This window comes from Streptomyces sp. NPDC079020 (assembly GCF_044542225.1).
In the GTDB taxonomy this organism is placed as follows: Bacteria; Actinomycetota; Actinomycetes; order Streptomycetales; family Streptomycetaceae; genus Streptomyces.
Genome location: NZ_JBITUB010000004.1, coordinates 393,039 through 409,279, shown reverse-complemented (window position 1 = coordinate 409,279; position 16,241 = coordinate 393,039). Strand labels below are relative to the sequence as shown.

Here is a 16,241-nt window from a genome sequence, read left to right as displayed (position 1 = left end):
GACACCCCATCCCGAACACTTCTACACAGAGGAACTGAGAACGCGTGACCAGGACGATCCTTGACATCCACATCCTCCAGACCGTCCCGCCGAGCAACCTGAACAGGGACGACACCGGGACGCCCAAATCCGCGACGTACGGGGGCGTACGACGGTCACGGGTATCCAGCCAGGCATGGAAGCGGGCCACGCGCGAGGCGTTCTCGGAGCTGCTGGACACGTCCCAGCTGGGTATCCGCACGAAGAAGGTCGCAGAGGTACTGGCCGGCCGCATTCTCGCCCTCGACCCTTCGCCGACGCGTGCCGCGGCCCTGGAGATGGCCGCCGAGACGATGCAGGTGGCAACCGGATCGAAGATCACCGTGCCCACCCGCAAGACCAAGGAGGACGTGGAGGACCCTGCCGGGGAGTCCACGTACCTCATGTTCCTGAGTGGCCGCCAGTTCGACGCTCTCGCGGGACTGGCCGTCGAGGGAGGCAAGGGCGGTGACATCAAAGCTCTCAAGGCCTTCCTCAAGGTCAAGGAGAACAGGGCACGCGCCAAACAGTTGGCGGGCACCGAACACTCCGTGGACATCGCGCTGTTCGGGCGAATGGTCGCGGACTCGACCGACCTCAACGTGGACGCCGCGGCCCAGGTCGCCCACGCCCTGAGCGTGCACGCGGTGGAGGTCGAGTCGGACTACTACACGGCGGTCGACGACAAGAACACGGACGCCGAGGCAGGTGCCGGGATGATCGGCTCCATCGACTTCAACTCGGCGACCCTCTACCGGTACGCGGCGGTCGATGTCGACCAACTGCAGAGGAATCTGGGCACCGGACAGCGCGAGGACCGGCCCGTGGAGCCCACGCGGCAAGCGGTCACCGCCTTCCTCGAAAGCTTTATCACCTCGCTCCCGACCGGAAAGATCAATACCTTCGCCAACCAGACCCTGCCGACTGCGGTGATCGTCAAGGTCCGCTCGCGGCGGCCGGTCAGTTACGTCGCGGCCTTCGAGAAGCCCGTCAGCACGGGCAAGGGCGGCGGCTTCCTCCAGAAGAGCTGCGAGCGGCTCGCCACGTTCGTCCCCGGGCTGGAGAGCAGTTATGGGCTGGCCGACAGCGGGCAGGGCTGGGTGCTCCGGGTGGGCGAGGAGACCGGGGCACTGGCGGCACTCGGGGCCGAGGTGAACCTGTCCGGACTGCTGACTGCTGTGGGGGACGCCGTGGAGGCAAGGCTGACCCCGGAGGTCCCGGCCGCCCGGCAGAGCGGGGACCCGGCCCTCGCCACGGAGACCGGGGCATGAGCGTGCTGCTGCTGCGGCTCGCGGGTCCCCTCCAGTCCTGGGGGTCCGCGGCCCGATTCACGCGCCGCACGACAGAGAACGCACCGACGAAGAGCGGGATCATCGGTCTCCTCGCCGCAGCCCAGGGTCGTGGGCGGGACGCCGACCTCGCCGATCTGGCAGCCCTGGAGTTCGGTGTCCGGATCGATCAGCCGGGCACGCGGCTCCGCGACTTCCAGACCGCGCACCACAGCGACACGGACAAGGCCATGCCGTTGTCGGAACGCTTCTACCTCGCGGACGCGGTGTTCGTGGCGGGTGTGAGCGGCGAGGCCGCGCTGGTGCAACGGCTGTACGAGGCGTTGCTGGAGCCCGTGTTTCTGCCCTATCTCGGGCGGCGTTCCTGCCCGCCCGCGCAGCCGATCCCGATCGGGGAGCCGTTGTCATCAAGCCTCGAACAGGCCCTGCGCGACGCGGAATGGGAAGCGTCCGCCTGGTACAAGGAACGCCTCGTCCGTTCCTCGCGCCACGCGACCGAGGCCGGCCCGGACCCCTTGGACGGGCTCGGTCTCCTTCTGGACTGCCCGCCGGACCAGGAGCCGGACATGACACTGCGCGACCTGCCCCTGAGCTTCGACCCCCGCAACCGGCGGTACGCGCTGCGGGGCGTTCACAGCAGAACCGTCCCCCGGCCCGCCGCACCACCGCCCCACGAACCGACCGCCCTGCTCCCGCCCGTCACACCGAGGACCGACTGATGTACCTCACCCGCTTCCGGGTAAACACCGGCCGCTCGGACGCCCGGCAGCTGCTCGGCTCCCCGCATCGCCTGCACGGGGCGGTGAACATGTCCTTCCCCACCCCTCCTCCCCGGGACGGAGCGGGCCCCCGGGTGCTGTGGCGGGTGGACCGTAACGGAGCTTCCGAAACTCTCCTGTACATCGTCGGCCCCACCCGCCCCGATCTGACTCACCTGGTCGATCAGGCCGGGTGGCCCGCCTCGGACGAATCCGGCTGGACGACGTTCGCGTACGCGCAGTTCCTCACAGCCCTTGACGTGGGCGACACCTGGGGATTCAGGCTCGCGGCGAATCCCGTTCACAACATCCGCCACCAGTACCTCAAGGAGGGCGAAAACACGAAGCGCGCCGCACACCGGACAACACAGCACCAGATGCGGTGGCTGCTTGAGCGGCAGGAGAAGTCAGGCTTCGAGATCGTCCAGAAGCCGGTGGAGCGCCGGCTCCTGGAGAAGGGCGACGAGTACGAGCTGATCGTCCGCGACCGGACCCCTCTCCAGTTCCACCGGCCCCCGGCCAAACCGAGCCGCAACGACGTACAGATCACCAAGGTCACGTTCGACGGCCGCCTGCGCGTCACCGAACCGGAGCGATTCCGCCGTACGCTCACCCACGGCCTGGGCAAGGCCAAGGCCTACGGCTGCGGTCTGATGACGCTGGCGCCGGTACAGGGGAAGCCATGAGCACGGTCAGCCGTCGGGGCGCCTCCTCACCCCGGGAACTCACGCGGGTCGGCGACCGGCTCTCGTTCGTCTACCTGGAGCGTTGCACCGTGCACCGGGACTCCAACGCGATCACGGCGGAGGATGCGGACGGCGTCACCCACATCCCGTCCGCCACCATCGGCACGCTTCTGCTCGGCCCGGGAACCCGCGTCACCCACCAGGCGATGGCCCTCCTCGGCGACAGCGGCGCGGGCGTGGCGTGGGTCGGTGAGCACGGTGTGCGGTACTACGCGGGCGGTCGGGCCCTGACACGTTCCTCCGGCCTGATCGAGACACAGGCAACGGCCTGGGCGAACCGTCGCACCCGGCTGAACGTGGCACGCGCCATGTACCGCCTGCGCTTCCCGGGCGAGGACACCGCGGGCAGGAACCGGCAGGACCTCCTCAGAATGGAGGGACGGCGCCTGAAGGACTGCTACCGGCAGGAGTCGTTACGCACCGGCGTCCCGTGGTACCGACGCGAGTACAACCGCGACGACTTCTCGGCGGGCGACGCCCCCAACCAGGCCATCACCGCAGCGGCTCAGTGCATGTACGGGGTCTCCCACTCCGTCGTCGTGGCCCTCGGCTGCTCCCCGGGTCTGGGCTTCGTCCACTCCGGGCACGAGCGCTCGTTCGTCATGGACGTGGCCGACTTCTACAAGACGGAGATCGCCATCCCCGCCGCCTTCGACGCTGCGGTCGAGGGAAAGGACGACATCGCGGCCCGGACCCGCCGGATGCTCCGGGACAGTATCAACCGGACCGGCCTCCTCGACCGCTGCGTAAGGGACATCAAGGACCTGCTGGGCTGGGACGGCAAACGCGACACAAGTGAGGCAGGAGGCGAGACACAGGACCGCGTCACGCTCCAGTCCGACGGAGACCTCCACGTCGAGAGCGGCCACAACTACGGAGACGAGCCCCTCTGGTGACCGTCATCGTTCTCACCAACTGCCCGGTCGGCCTGCGTGGTTTCCTCACCCGCTGGCTACTGGAGATCTCGCCCGGCGTCTTCCTGGGCGCCCCCACGACCCGTATCCGCGAAATCCTGTGGAACGAGGTACGCCAGTACGCGGGCCAGGGCCGCGCGCTGCTGGCCTACAAGACGAATACGGAACAGGGCTACGCGTTCGAAACCCACGATCACGCCTGGCACCCCACGGACCACGAGGGCCTCACCCTGATCCGCCGCCCGAACCAAAACGCACCACGCGCCGCGAAGGGGCCTGCGGACGTCCCCCGCCAGGGCTGGAGCAAGGCGTCGAAGCGGCGGAGGTTCGGGGGGCGGTAGGTGGGTGGGAGAGTGAGTGAGTGGTGTTGCAGGGTAAACACTTCGTCCTTTCCGAAGAGAGCCGAAAGGCCGCAATGTCGGAATTCGAAGAAGTAAGCAAAAACAGCCCCCTCGCTGCCTAAACCCGCAGCTCAGGGCCTGTGGTCCCCGCGCATGCGGGGTTGGTCCCCATGAAAGCTCCCCTGACGCACAGGAGTTCATGTGGTCCCCGCGCATGCGGGGTTGGTCCCCGGATCCCGGCGCCCACCGCCTGATACGGGGTGTGGTCCCCGCGCATGCGGGGTTGGTCCCCAGTCCGGTGCGGCCCGGAGGAACGCCCCGGCGTGGTCCCCGCGCATGCGGGGTTGGTCCCAAATTTGAACCTGTCCCCGAATCCGAGGTCATGTGGTCCCCGCGCATGCGGGGTTGGTCCCTGGGCGCGCTGGCCGCTGAAAAGCGGGCACGGGTGGTCCCCGCGCATGCGGGGTTGGTCCCCGCCTGTGTCGCCGTGTACGAAGCAACGTGCTGTGGTCCCCGCGCATGCGGGGTTGGTCCCCCGTGAGGCACTGGTGGGCAGGCTGAGGGGATGTGGTCCCCGCGCATGCGGGGTTGGTCCCCGGCTGACGGGCTGGCGCTGGGGTGTCCCGGAGTGGTCCCCGCGCATGCGGGGTTGGTCCCGCCCGCTGGACGACGTCGAGGAGGAAGGCGGCGTGGTCCCCGCGCATGCGGGGTTGGTCCCGGCGAGACGCGCCGAGTGGGCTGAGGCGATCGGTGGTCCCCGCGCATGCGGGGTTGGTCCCGTAAACGGAGATCCTGGGCCGCCCGAGGTCAAGTGGTCCCCGCGCATGCGGGGTTGGTCCCAACTCGTCCGAGCTGCAGATGCTGTTCCCGGAGTGGTCCCCGCGCATGCGGGGTTGGTCCCCTGCGCGGCGACGCCCACGGCAACGTCACAGCGTGGTCCCCGCGCATGCGGGGTTGGTCCCTCCGGCGGAAGAACGCGGAGACGAAGCAGAAGGTGGTCCCCGCGCATGCGGGGTTGGTCCCGGAACGGCCAGCTTGCCCAGCCCTCCGATCAGGTGGTCCCCGCGCATGCGGGGTTGGTCCCGAGCCGGATGTCACGCAGGCTTTGGCCGACCGGTGGTCCCCGCGCATGCGGGGTTGGTCCCCGAAGGGGCGTCCACCTGCGTCAACCTCGCGAGTGGTCCCCGCGCATGCGGGGTTGGTCCCGGTGCCCGGTCAGCGCCTCAATTCGCGGGGCAGTGGTCCCCGCGCATGCGGGGTTGGTCCCAGGTGGGCGACCTCGTGGCCCTCAATCTCCGAGTGGTCCCCGCGCATGCGGGGTTGGTCCCTGGAGGTCGGCGCCTTCTTCGCTGTCCTTCTGGTGGTCCCCGCGCATGCGGGGTTGGTCCCGGGGTGCTCCCGCTGTGAGGATCATCAGCCTGGTGGTCCCCGCGCATGCGGGGTTGGTCCCCGTCCGGCACCTGGGCATCGCCCCCGACCCGAGTGGTCCCCGCGCATGCGGGGTTGGTCCCCGGTGGCCGCCGTCTTCGACCAGTTGGCCGCGGTGGTCCCCGCGCATGCGGGGTTGGTCCCGGCAGCCAGGCGAGCCCGGTCTCGTTGCGGGTGTGGTCCCCGCGCATGCGGGGTTGGTCCCGAGCTGCACAGCTTGGAGAGCGCCAGCCAGTAGTGGTCCCCGCGCATGCGGGGTTGGTCCCATGCACGACCCCGGCAAGGACCGGGAGGAGAAGTGGTCCCCGCGCATGCGGGGTTGGTCCCGAAATCTGATGGCCCAGGAAGAGGAAAGCAGGGTGGTCCCCGCGCATGCGGGGTTGGTCCCTTCTGGAGCTGATCCTCGAAGCGATGGACGCCGTGGTCCCCGCGCATGCGGGGTTGGTCCCCTGCCGCGCTGGCGGAGCTGTGCATCGAGCAGGTGGTCCCCGCGCATGCGGGGTTGGTCCCGCGGCAGCACGCGCGGCGGCACTGTTCCGGGCGTGGTCCCCGCGCATGCGGGGTTGGTCCCCGGAGCAGATCCGGGCCGAGCTGATGGCGGAGGTGGTCCCCGCGCATGCGGGGTTGGTCCCCACCGTTTCCGCCCCCCCCGGTGGGAATGGAGTGGTCCCCGCGCATGCGGGGTTGGTCCCTGGGGGTCGTTGAGGAGGCTGCGCACGCGGCCGTGGTCCCCGCGCATGCGGGGTTGGTCCCCCACCCGGGCGCCGCCCACCCGTACGTAGGGTGTGGTCCCCGCGCATGCGGGGTTGGTCCCCCCACCCCGCGTGAGGCTCGCCATGGCTGAGAGTGGTCCCCGCGCATGCGGGGTTGGTCCCCCGCGCAAGGGCGTCACCCACACCCCCGCAGAGTGGTCCCCGCGCATGCGGGGTTGGTCCCGGCTCCCAGATCACAAAGGGCCGGGCGGACCAGTGGTCCCCGCGCATGCGGGGTTGGTCCCGGCTCCCAGATCACAAAGGGCCGGGCGGACCAGTGGTCCCCGCGCATGCGGGGTTGGTCCCGATGCGAGCATCCCCAGCACCAGGATGGAATCGTGGTCCCCGCGCATGCGGGGTTGGTCCCCAGACCGTCAACTTGGACCAGTTGGGCGGCGAGTGGTCCCCGCGCATGCGGGGTTGGTCCCCTGGGGGACGGAAGACCGCGTCTGCGGTTGGAGTGGTCCCCGCGCATGCGGGGTTGGTCCCATCGGCCGCACGGCCGAGGGCCGGGTCGTCGAGTGGTCCCCGCGCATGCGGGGTTGGTCCCTACGTCCTGTACCGCGACGCCGCCATGTACTGGTGGTCCCCGCGCATGCGGGGTTGGTCCTCGCCAGGGAGGACTTCCAGACCTACGAGCATCTGTGGTCCCCGCGCATGCGGGGTTGGTCCTCCGCATCAGGGTCGACGTCCAGGAAGCCCGGGGTGGTCCCCGCGCATGCGGGGTTGGTCCCCCGCCCTGCGGGTTCCCGTCGAGCGCACCGCAGTGGTCCCCGCGCATGCGGGGTTGGTCCCTCCCTCAAGCTTGCCCTGCTGGGGGTGGGCGAGTGGTCCCCGCGCATGCGGGGTTGGTCCTCTGGGCATCCACGCCGTCGTGGGTCTCCCGGAGTGGTCCCCGCGCATGCGGGGTTGGTCCCACGGTCGTGCAGCTGGCGGGCGCGGCCGGTGTGTGGTCCCCGCGCATGCGGGGTTGGTCCCCCCGCCCCCGCGGGTCGGTGTTCGACTTCGGCGTGGTCCCCGCGCATGCGGGGTTGGTCCCGCGCTGCTGGCTGACGGTGGCGGTGGATCCCTGTGGTCCCCGCGCATGCGGGGTTGGTCCCCTGCTGTGGAAAGTCGCGTCCGGCCAGGACGTGTGGTCCCCGCGCATGCGGGGTTGGTCCCGGTGATCTCACACGGCTGGCGGTCCCACGTGGTGGTCCCCGGCATGCGGGGTTGGTCCCTTGGCGAAGGCGGACACCGCGCCCGCGTTGTTGTGGTCCCCGCGCATGCGGGGTTGGTCCCCCCGACGACACCGCTCTGGCCTTCGAGAACGAGGAGACGTGGTCCCCGCGCATGCGGGGTTGGTCCCTGCTTCCGGTCGCAGAAGACTCTGTCTGCTGCGTGGTCCCCGCGCATGCGGGGTTGGTCCCCGGCGGTGTCGGGGTTCGACACAACGGGTCGGGTGGTCCCCGCGCATGCGGGGTTGGTCCCGCCCGGGTCGACGCGGACAGCAGCCCTTTCCGGTGGTCCCCGCGCATGCGGGGTTGGTCCCCTCGCACCAGGCCCACGTGCCGACCGTGGACAGTGGTCCCCGCGCATGCGGGGTTGGTCCCCACCTCGTACGGCTCGCCGTCCAGGGTGGCGTCGTGGTCCCCGCGCATGCGGGGTTGGTCCCGGGGGGTAGCCGGTGAGGACTTGGGCGTCGGCAGTGGTCCCCGCGCATGCGGGGTTGGTCCCCGTTCTCCTCGGAGAACGTCCTGAGGTCGCCCGTGGTCCCCGCGCATGCGGGGTTGGTCCCCGGTGTCACCGGCAACACCCCAATGCGGGGTTGGTCCCGACAAGGTCACGATGGAGCAGGGCGACCCGAAGTGGTCCCCGCGCATGCGGGGTTGGTCCCCGGCCTCTGCTGTCGCGGAAGATCGCGCCGCTGTGGTCCCCGCGCATGCGGGGTTGGTCCCTCCGGACCCGCCGTCGCCGTTGAACGCAGCCGGTGGTCCCCGCGCATGCGGGGTTGGTCCCAGAAGGATGAGGCGGACCGCCGGGCCCGCGCCGTGGTCCCCGCGCATGCGGGGTTGGTCCCGACTACTACCAGGGCAAGCAGTGCCTCAAGTTGTGGTCCCCGCGCATGCGGGGTTGGTCCCGGGCTTTGTCCTTGATGGCTTCGGCGAGCAGGTGGTCCCCGCGCATGGGGGGTTGGTCCCCCTCCGACCTCCGAGTCGGCCGCGGCTGTCTGGTGGTCCCCGCGCATGCGGGGTTGGTCCCGCCTGCTGTGCGCGGAGCGGACTCTGACCGTGGTGGTCCCCGCGCATGCGGGGTTGGTCCCGGCGAGCAGCGGAAGGTCATCACCTCCGTGCTGTGGTCCCCGCGCATGCGGGGTTGGTCCCCGCATGGCAGGCGTATCTCCTCGATGCGCCGCGTGGTCCCCGCGCATGCGGGGTTGGTCCCCCGTTCGGGCCGGTGCCGCCCCATACATACGGGTGGTCCCCGCGCATGCGGGGTTGGTCCCTGGGTGGCCGAGGGCTTCGACATGGCGATCTTGTGGTCCCCGCGCATGCGGGGTTGGTCCCCCTAGGGGTGCAAGGTCGTCCGGAAGGGCACCGTGGTCCCCGCGCATGCGGGGTTGGTCCCGAGACGAGAGGGAGGGCGGGCCGGTGGCCAACGTGGTCCCCGCACATGCGGGGTTGGTCCCTCGGCGCGGAGGCGCAGCCGAAGCCGCCCCGGGTGGTCCCCGCGCATGCGGGGTTGGTCCCACCTGAGTGGTCTCGATGAAGACGACATCGTTGTGGTCCCCGCGCCTGCGGGGGGTCTCCGCCCCGCTCCGAGGAACTGCGGCCTGAGCGGGCCAGGGGCCGGGCCAGGCCCCCGGCCGGGGTCAGGTGGGCGCCGGGCGGGTGGTTCTCGTGGGGTCAGTTGAGTGCGGCGGCGAACATGCCGGGTTCGTAGGAACCGCCCTTCTGGTGCACGATCACGGCGAGCCGGTTGGCCGCGTTGATGAGGGCGACCAGGGAGACCAGGGCGGCGATCTGGTCGTCGTCGTAGTGCTCGCGTACCTGGGCCCAGGTCTCGTCGGACACGCCCTGGCCCGCGTCGGCGAGGCGGGTGCCTTCTTCGGTGAGGGCCAGGGCGGCTTGCTCGGCCTCGGTGAACACGGTGGACTCGCGCCAGGCGGCGACCAGGTGGAGCCGGACCGCGGTTTCGCCGGACGCCGTGGCCTCCTTGGTGTGCATGTCGATGCACCAGCCGCAGCCGTTGATCTGGCTGGCACGCAGCGACACCAGCTCCTGGGTGGACGCCGGCAGCGGCGACTGGTGGATCACGAGGCCGGCGTTGGCGAACCGCTTGGCGAACTTGGAGGCGATCGGGTTGTCGAACAGGTTGAATCGGGCGTTCATGATCTCGTCCTCACTCGTGGCGTTGCACTGGACGAACACGAGATGCCGGCCGCCCGCTCCCCGTGACGGGACGGCCGTGTGACGTGCACCACCACTCCTGGGTGTCACAGAACGGCGGTGCCCGGCGTCTTGTGCGCGTGGCGGCGTCGAGAGTGAACAGGCAGGAGCAGCCGGTGAAGAGCGAGCACAGCGCGCACGCGGAGGACAGCCAGAGCACGGAGGACAGCGCGAGCGCGGAGAACGTGTCCGGGCCGCTCGCCGACGGCGAGGGCGAGAGCGTGGATCCTGCGACGGAGGTGTTCATCGCTCATCGGAATCTGTTGTTCACCGTTGCCTACGAGATGCTGGGCTCGGCCGCGGACGCGGAGGATGTGCTGCAGGAGACGTGGCTGCGGTGGGCGGGGGTCGATCTCGGTACGGTGCGGGAGCCGCGTGCGTACCTGGTACGGATCACCACCCGGCAGGCGCTCACCAGGCTGCGTACCCTCAGCCGCCGCAAGGAGTCCTACATCGGCCCCTGGCTCCCCGAGCCCCTGCTCACCACCCCCGACGTCGCCGACGACATCGAACTCGCCGACAGCGTCTCGACGGCCATGCTCCTCGTCCTCGAAACCCTCGCCCCCACCGAACGCGCCGTGTTCGTCCTGCGCGAGGTCTTCGCCCTCGGATACGACGAGATCGCCGAAGCCGTCGACAAGACCCCGACCGCCGTACGCCAGATCGCCCACCGCGCACGCACCCACGTCGCCGCACGCCGGCCACGCACCACCATCACCCCCACCGAAACCCGAGCCGCACTCGACGCCTTCAAACAAGCCACCGAAACAGGCGACCTGCAACGCCTCCTCGACCTGCTCGCCCCCGATGTCGTCCTCATGGGCGACGGCGGCGGGATCAAGCAGGCCGTCCCGCGGCCCGTCGTGGGCGCCGACAAGGTCGCCCGTCTGCTGACCGCCGGGATGGGCAGGATCGCCACGGCGGTGCTGCGGCCGGTGGAGGTCAATGGCTACCCGGCGCTGGTTCTCCGGATCGACGGCGAGGTCGACACCGTTGTGTCGGTACGCATCGACGACGGCCTCATCACCGGCCTCTACGCCGTGCGCAACCCCGAGAAGCTGTCTCGCATGCAGCGCGAGACCGCCCTGCGACGCTGAGACGGAACCCCGGAGCCCGGAAGCCGAGGCCCGGAACCCCGAGCCCGAGGCCCGGAGACGTCACCACGCGGTGGATCGCGAAGGAACCGGACAGTACGGGGACGAGCAGGGGGACGAGTACGGGGCGAGTACCGGGGCGGGGCGCGGACGGGCACTCAGGCCACGTACCGCTTCGCGCGGCGCCCGGAGAATCAGACCGACCGGCACATGGGGGTGGGTGAAGGAGCGGGACCGGGTGCGTGCGGCTGCGAGGCGGAGGATCGAGGCATGGCGGAGTCATGGTGATGGACGCCAACGCCGCAGATGTGTGTGCCCGGCCCCGTGACGCAGCCCCCCATGCGCCGCTCGGTCTTAGGTCGGGGGAAGCGGCATCGGGGGGACAAGCCGCTTCCCCCGATGAGAACAGGCCCTCCTGGTCCCCGCCGCAGTCAGGGGGAAGTCTCGCGGCGTGGACCCCACAGAGAGGTCCTGTTCCAGCCCCTCGGATTCCTGCCAGATCCGCTGGGCTCGTCACCCATCCTGCCCCTCCCCGGGGGCCGCCCCGGCGGGCAAAAGACCCCGACGGCCGGGCCATAGGTCCTTAAAGAGCGCATCAGTGATCGGAAACCACCACTGGATACGGCCAAGTGTGCGGATAGAATCGCCCGACTGCACACGGGATCGAAGGGGAGGCAGGGGCTGTGGTGCAAGCGAAGAAGATCGCGCTCTACATAGTGGTGGTCTTCGTGCTGTACACGATCATCACGTCCCCGGCCAGGGCCGCGGATCTCGTCCAGGTAGGGTTCGAAGGCGTTTCCAGCGCCGCCCAGGGCGTCGGCGACTTCATGTCCGAGCTGGTGAAGTAGGAGTACCCGATGATCCGCCACCTGGTCCTGTTCAAGCTGAACGACGGCGTCGAACGGGACGATCCGCGGGTGGTCGCCGGGGAGCGGGCCTTCCGGGAGCTCGACGGAGTGGTTCCGGAGCTGGAGTTCTGGGAGTGCGCGTGGAACATCACCGACCGGCCGATCGCGTACGACTTCGCCATCAACTCGGCGGTCGCCGACGAGGACGCCCTGAAGCGCTACATCGAGCACCCGGCCCATCAGGCGGCGGCCGGGCAATGGCGTGAATTCGCCACCTGGGTGATCGCCGACTACCCCTTCTGACGCACCGTCCGGCCCTTCGTTCCGCAGCCCCTCACCGCACAGGTGAGGGGTTTTTGGGTGTTTAAAACAAAACTGCCCCCAACACGGCTGTATCCGGTGCTTGCACACAGTGGACATGTCTTGTGATGCTATGACCGCTTTTGACGGATGAGTTGACCGCAGTTGACCGCAAAGGGGTGGCATCACCGTGCCGGCCAGTACAGCGCCTCAAGTGCCTCCCCAGAACGTCCCGAACGAGGACATCCAGACCGAGACCCCCGATCCCACCGCCCCGCCCGCCAGAACCCGGGGCGCGGACACCAGGGCGCTCACACAGGTGCTCTTCGGGCAGCTCAAGGACCTGGAGCCGGGCACTCCGGAACACCGCAGGGTGCGCGCCGCGTTGATCGAGGCGAATCTGCCGCTGGTGCGGTACGCCGCCGCCCGGTTCAGGAGCCGCAACGAGCCGATGGAGGACGTCGTCCAGGTCGGCACCATCGGCCTGATCAACGCCATCGACCGGTTCGACCCGGAACGCGGTGTCCAGTTCCCGACCTTCGCGATGCCCACCGTGGTCGGCGAGATCAAACGTTACTTCCGGGACAACGTGAGGACCGTCCATGTCCCCCGCCGGCTGCACGAACTCTGGGTCCAGGTCACCGGCGCCACCGAGGACCTGACGACCGCTCACGGGCGCTCCCCCACCACGGGCGAGATCGCCGAACGGCTGAAGATCTCCGAGGACGAGGTGCTGGCCTGCATCGAGGCGGGGCGCTCGTACCACGCGACCTCCCTGGAGGCCGCCCAGGAGGGCGACGGGCTGCCCGGACTCCTCGACCGGCTCGGTTACGAGGACCCCGCACTGGCCGGCGTCGAGCACCGCGATCTCGTACGGCATCTCCTCGTCCAGCTGCCCGAGCGCGAACAGCGCATCCTTCTGCTGCGCTACTACAGCAACTTGACCCAGTCTCAGATCAGCGCCGAGCTGGGCGTGTCCCAGATGCATGTGTCAAGACTTCTGGCGAGAAGCTTCGCCCGACTCCGATCCGCAAATAGGATCGAGGCGTAGTCGGAACGGGTAGACCGCAGGGAGAGCGGTTCTGGCGGCGTAAAAGCCCTACACCCCTTGTTATCTGCACAGACACGGCGCTGACTTGTCGACATGTCACTACAGCGCGTTGCCGACATGTGACATTCTGCTGGAACCGCGTTTGCCGCAGCCTCGCCTCCGGTATTCAGGTGGAGGCTGCGTTCCTCCGATGGTCGCGGTCACCGCGACCGTCCGCGACCTCAAGGGGGTGGCATGTCCGCAGAACAGGGCAGCTCGAAGGTGCTCACGCTCACGAAGAGCGTGTCGGCACCCGCCGTGCTCACCAGCTCGTCGGAAGCCATCGACACCCGTACTCTGTCCCGCTCCCTGTTCCTGCGGCTCGCCGCGCTGGGACCCGCACCGGGCCCCGAGGGAACGGACAGCCCGGAGCGGGCGTACGTGCGGGACACACTCATCGAGCTCAACCTCCCGCTGGTGCGGTACGCCGCGGCGCGGTTCCGGAGCCGTAACGAGCCGATGGAGGACATCGTCCAGGTCGGCACGATCGGCCTGATCAAGGCGATCGACCGGTTCGACTGCGAACGGGGCGTGGAGTTCCCGACCTTCGCGATGCCCACCGTCGTCGGGGAGATCAAGCGGTTCTTCCGCGACACCTCCTGGTCGGTACGGGTGCCCCGTCGCCTCCAGGAGCTGCGGCTCGCCCTCACCAAGACCAGCGACGAGCTCTCCCAGAAGCTCGACCGCTCGCCGACCGTGCCGGAGCTGGCCAAGGCGCTCGGGGTCTCCGAGGAGGACGTGGTCGACGGTCTGGCCGTCGGCAACGCCTACACCGCCTCCTCGCTGGACTCCCCCTCGCCCGAGGACGACGGCGGCGAGGGCTCGCTCGCCGACCGCCTGGGGTACGAGGACGCGGCGCTGGAAGGCGTCGAGTACCGCGAGTCCCTGAAGCCGCTGCTCGCCAAACTCGCCCCGCGCGAACGCCAGATCATCATGCTGCGCTTCTTCGCCAACATGACCCAGTCGCAGATCGGCGAAGAGGTCGGCATCTCGCAGATGCACGTCTCCCGGCTGCTCACACGCACACTCGCCCAGCTCAGGGAAGGGCTGATCGCCGACTGACCCGGTGCCGTCGGCACAAGGGTTCCGAATTGACGGACCGTCAGCCACACTGGCGCGATGCGACGTCAGACAATCGGCTCGACCGGCCGCCGGGGCACCGTGATCGCCGCCTCGGCGGCCGTGCTGTGTCTGGGCGGCACCCTGGCCGCCTGCGCGGGCGGCGCGGGCGACGGCGACGGATACGCGGCCGTGGGAGCCGCCGCAGGCCCTGAGAGGACGCCCGAGGGCGCCCGAGCCCCTTCGGGGCGGGTGACGCTGATCCCGCTGGACGAGGCCGGGATCGGCGGACCAGGGGGCGGCGGAAAGGGCAGCGGGAACCCCGGGGACAGCGCCGAAGGCGCCGGAAGCGGTCCCTCCGGCCGCGCGGGCGCGGCGGGAGGCGGCTCGGGGGGAGCGACCGGCCCCGGAGGTCCGGGCGTGCTCCCGGGGGCATCCGGCGGGCCCGGAACACCCGGTTCCCCGCCGGCACAGGGAGGCGGCACGGGCGGAACGGGCGGTGGTGCGGGAGGCGGCACGGGAGGCGGCGCCTCTCCCGGCGCACCGTCCACCACCCCCGGCACGCCCAGCACCCCCGGCACACCTGCTCCGCCCACTCCGGCGGTGCTGAAGATCGGCACCCCGGAGCGCACCCCTGCCGACAAGCGCTGGTGCGAGAACGTGAGCGTGGAGTTCCGCAACACCGGCGGCTCACCGGCGCGCTCGGGCACCGTCACCTTCGCCACGCACATCATCGGTGCGCTGGGGGTCGACTGGGCCACGATCGAGTCGACGCAGCCGCTGCCCGCGCCGGTCGGCGCGGGAGCGGTGCGGAAGAAGACGTACACCGTCTGTGTGGACGCCTGGCGGGTTCCCCTGGGGATGCGTGTCGAGACCCAGGACGTCACCGCCGTATGGAAGTGAGACACCCGCGTGCGCGCGGGTGCCCCGGTACGGGACCGGCCGGACGGCGGAGGGTCAGCTGAGCGCGAGCCAGGCGACCGCGCCGAGGACGACGACGACCGCTACGACCGCCGCGATCACCCCGGCCTTCGGCCCGGACGAGGTCGCCGCCGGCTGCTGCCGGCGCTGCGGCTCGCCCTCGTCGACAAAGGCGCGGAACATCTGCGTGCTGCCCGCCGGGTCGTGATTGCCCTCGGGGCCCTGCTGAGGGGCGTGGGGGTTGTGTGCCATGGGGCAGGACCCTAGCGAACTCGGACGTACGGCCCAACCCCCGGGGCCCGCAGGGAGGGTGGCCGCCGGGTACACATCACCTCTTTACGTCCGGCCGGGATGCCTTCTCGTTCCGTTCGGCGGGGACCATCCGGTGACGTACGGCCGGGGCGTCTCCGCCGACGCTGGGCCGGGGCGCCTCCGTTCGCGTACGGCGGGGCGCCTCCGCCGACGTACGGCGAGGTGCCTCCGCCGACGTACGGCGGGTGCCTCCCCCCGTCGCACCCGGGTCCTCCGCGGCCCGGCCGTACGGCGCCGGCGTGACGCGGGACACAGCCGGTGCGGGGTGGGCCATGGGGCCGCCGGGCGCTTGACCGGGACCCTACGGAGGCTTTTGCCTTCCTTTACTTCTGCAAGCCCGTTTTCGTTTGCCTGCGGCAACCAACGAATCTATGGTTGCCCTAAGCAACAAGATTTCGGTGAGTCTGTCTGGGGGTCCCGTGGCCAAGCGGAGCCAGTACGAAGAACTGGCCCGACAGCTCAGCGCCGTCGGAGCCGTCAAGCGCGGACTCGCCCGGCTCCTTCCCTCCGAGTGTCCCGGTGGCTCCGCCGCCGTGCTGGCGCTCCTGGCTCAGCACGGCGAGATGCGCATCAGCAGACTCGCCGAGCTGCTGGCCGTGGACATGTCGGTGACCAGTCGTCATGTCGCCCATGTGGCTTCACACGGCTGGATCGAACGGTCTCACGACCCTGCGGACAAGAGGTCCCGCATCCTGCGGCTGACCCCCGCCGGCACCGAGCAGCTCGATGAGCTGACCCGGCGGACCACCGAAATGTTCGCCCGCAATCTTCAGGACTGGTCCGACGACGAAGTCGGACAGCTCAACTCGCTGTTGGCCCGGCTGCGCGACAGCTTCGCCTGTCGCGGCTCCGGTGGATGCGCCCCCGGAACACACACCGGTGACTGCCGCACCCGGCCGTCCGACGACGCGCACACCCGTACTCCTGTGTAACAGAAGCAAAG

At 70.0% G+C, this 16,241-nt stretch carries 14 protein-coding genes and 2 CRISPR repeat arrays; of the genes, 12 read left to right on the top strand and 2 right to left on the bottom strand.

From position 1 onward, the window contains the following. The first annotated feature begins 44 nt into the window (after nucleotides 1–44). From cas7e to cas2e, 5 genes are read left to right on the top strand one after another with little or no spacing between them, the layout of a single operon-like run. Nucleotides 45–1,289: a type I-E CRISPR-associated protein Cas7/Cse4/CasC gene (gene cas7e / locus ACIGJO_RS11360; protein WP_399955470.1), complete on the top strand. Its 1,245-nt coding sequence runs from the start codon at nucleotides 45–47 to the stop codon at nucleotides 1,287–1,289. Further along, entirely contained in the window at nucleotides 1,286–2,026 is a 741-nt protein-coding gene (gene cas5e / locus ACIGJO_RS11355; protein ID WP_399955467.1) for a type I-E CRISPR-associated protein Cas5/CasD, read from the top strand. The genes cas7e and cas5e overlap by 4 nt, the downstream gene beginning before the upstream one ends. After that, nucleotides 2,026–2,751 carry a type I-E CRISPR-associated protein Cas6/Cse3/CasE gene (cas6e, locus tag ACIGJO_RS11350; RefSeq protein WP_399955464.1) on the top strand — a complete coding sequence of 242 codons (726 nt, stop codon included), beginning with the start codon at nucleotides 2,026–2,028 and terminating at the stop codon, nucleotides 2,749–2,751. Before cas5e ends, cas6e begins: the two co-directional genes overlap by 1 nt. Beyond that, a complete protein-coding gene (gene cas1e / locus ACIGJO_RS11345; RefSeq protein ID WP_399955461.1) occupies nucleotides 2,748–3,707 on the top strand; it encodes a type I-E CRISPR-associated endonuclease Cas1e in 960 nt (319 codons plus the stop codon). The genes cas6e and cas1e overlap by 4 nt, the downstream gene beginning before the upstream one ends. Next, nucleotides 3,704–4,066, top strand: a complete 363-nt coding sequence (gene cas2e / locus ACIGJO_RS11340; protein WP_399955458.1) for a type I-E CRISPR-associated endoribonuclease Cas2e — start codon at nucleotides 3,704–3,706, stop codon at nucleotides 4,064–4,066. The genes cas1e and cas2e overlap by 4 nt, the downstream gene beginning before the upstream one ends. Before the next feature lie 140 nt (nucleotides 4,067–4,206). Then, nucleotides 4,207–8,023: direct repeats of the CRISPR family, unit length 29 nt; unit sequence GTGGTCCCCGCGCATGCGGGGTTGGTCCC. A gap of 70 nt (nucleotides 8,024–8,093) precedes the next feature. Then, nucleotides 8,094–9,036: direct repeats of the CRISPR family, unit length 29 nt; unit sequence GTGGTCCCCGCGCATGCGGGGTTGGTCCC. A gap of 95 nt (nucleotides 9,037–9,131) precedes the next feature. Here the strand turns inward: cas2e and ACIGJO_RS11335 are convergent. Beyond that, nucleotides 9,132–9,617: a carboxymuconolactone decarboxylase family protein gene (locus ACIGJO_RS11335; protein WP_399955455.1), complete on the bottom strand. Its 486-nt coding sequence runs from the start codon at nucleotides 9,615–9,617 to the stop codon at nucleotides 9,132–9,134. Nucleotides 9,618–9,859: 242 nt separating this feature from the next. Here ACIGJO_RS11335 and ACIGJO_RS11330 point away from each other — a divergent pair, with 242 nt between their 5' ends. From ACIGJO_RS11330 to ACIGJO_RS11305, 6 genes are all read left to right on the top strand, one after another. Next, nucleotides 9,860–10,771 carry an RNA polymerase sigma-70 factor gene (locus ACIGJO_RS11330; protein ID WP_399955705.1) on the top strand — a complete coding sequence of 304 codons (912 nt, stop codon included), beginning with the start codon at nucleotides 9,860–9,862 and terminating at the stop codon, nucleotides 10,769–10,771. A 680-nt stretch (nucleotides 10,772–11,451) separates the two neighbouring features. After that, nucleotides 11,452–11,616: a hypothetical protein gene (locus ACIGJO_RS11325; RefSeq protein WP_266922054.1), complete on the top strand. Its 165-nt coding sequence runs from the start codon at nucleotides 11,452–11,454 to the stop codon at nucleotides 11,614–11,616. A 9-nt stretch (nucleotides 11,617–11,625) separates the two neighbouring features. Next, complete coding sequence (locus ACIGJO_RS11320) at nucleotides 11,626–11,919, top strand: Dabb family protein (protein ID WP_329944814.1); 294 nt, start codon at nucleotides 11,626–11,628, stop codon at nucleotides 11,917–11,919. 187 nt (nucleotides 11,920–12,106) lie between these two features. Next, nucleotides 12,107–12,967, top strand: a complete 861-nt coding sequence (locus ACIGJO_RS11315) for an RNA polymerase sigma factor SigF (RefSeq protein WP_266922056.1) — start codon at nucleotides 12,107–12,109, stop codon at nucleotides 12,965–12,967. A gap of 234 nt (nucleotides 12,968–13,201) precedes the next feature. Then, entirely contained in the window at nucleotides 13,202–14,068 is an 867-nt protein-coding gene (locus ACIGJO_RS11310) for an RNA polymerase sigma factor SigF (protein ID WP_266922057.1), read from the top strand. Between the two features lie 57 nt (nucleotides 14,069–14,125). After that, nucleotides 14,126–14,968, top strand: coding sequence for a hypothetical protein (locus ACIGJO_RS11305; protein WP_399955450.1), 843 nt, complete (start codon nucleotides 14,126–14,128; stop codon nucleotides 14,966–14,968). A 54-nt stretch (nucleotides 14,969–15,022) separates the two neighbouring features. On the opposite strand, the gene ACIGJO_RS11300 is transcribed toward ACIGJO_RS11305, so the two are convergent. Next, nucleotides 15,023–15,238 carry a hypothetical protein gene (locus tag ACIGJO_RS11300; RefSeq protein ID WP_329944812.1) on the bottom strand — a complete coding sequence of 72 codons (216 nt, stop codon included), beginning with the start codon at nucleotides 15,236–15,238 and terminating at the stop codon, nucleotides 15,023–15,025. A gap of 479 nt (nucleotides 15,239–15,717) precedes the next feature. Between ACIGJO_RS11300 and ACIGJO_RS11295 the strand changes: the two genes are divergently transcribed. Beyond that, nucleotides 15,718–16,230 carry a MarR family winged helix-turn-helix transcriptional regulator gene (locus ACIGJO_RS11295; protein WP_399955447.1) on the top strand — a complete coding sequence of 171 codons (513 nt, stop codon included), beginning with the start codon at nucleotides 15,718–15,720 and terminating at the stop codon, nucleotides 16,228–16,230. Nucleotides 16,231–16,241 lie beyond the last annotated feature (11 nt).

What these genes read in the sequence shown, in the direction of transcription:
- cas5e (WP_399955467.1), top strand. Translation starts at nt 1,286, where the DNA reads ATGAGCGTGCTGCTGCTGCGGCTCGCGGGTCCCCTCCAGTCCTGGGGG.
- cas6e (WP_399955464.1), top strand. Translation starts at nt 2,026, where the DNA reads ATGTACCTCACCCGCTTCCGGGTAAACACCGGCCGCTCGGACGCCCGG.
- cas1e (WP_399955461.1), top strand. Translation starts at nt 2,748, where the DNA reads ATGAGCACGGTCAGCCGTCGGGGCGCCTCCTCACCCCGGGAACTCACG.
- ACIGJO_RS11335 (WP_399955455.1), bottom strand. Translation starts at nt 9,617, where the DNA reads ATGAACGCCCGATTCAACCTGTTCGACAACCCGATCGCCTCCAAGTTC.
- ACIGJO_RS11320 (WP_329944814.1), top strand. Translation starts at nt 11,626, where the DNA reads ATGATCCGCCACCTGGTCCTGTTCAAGCTGAACGACGGCGTCGAACGG.
- ACIGJO_RS11310 (WP_266922057.1), top strand. Translation starts at nt 13,202, where the DNA reads ATGTCCGCAGAACAGGGCAGCTCGAAGGTGCTCACGCTCACGAAGAGC.
- ACIGJO_RS11305 (WP_399955450.1), top strand. Translation starts at nt 14,126, where the DNA reads ATGCGACGTCAGACAATCGGCTCGACCGGCCGCCGGGGCACCGTGATC.
- ACIGJO_RS11300 (WP_329944812.1), bottom strand. Translation starts at nt 15,238, where the DNA reads ATGGCACACAACCCCCACGCCCCTCAGCAGGGCCCCGAGGGCAATCAC.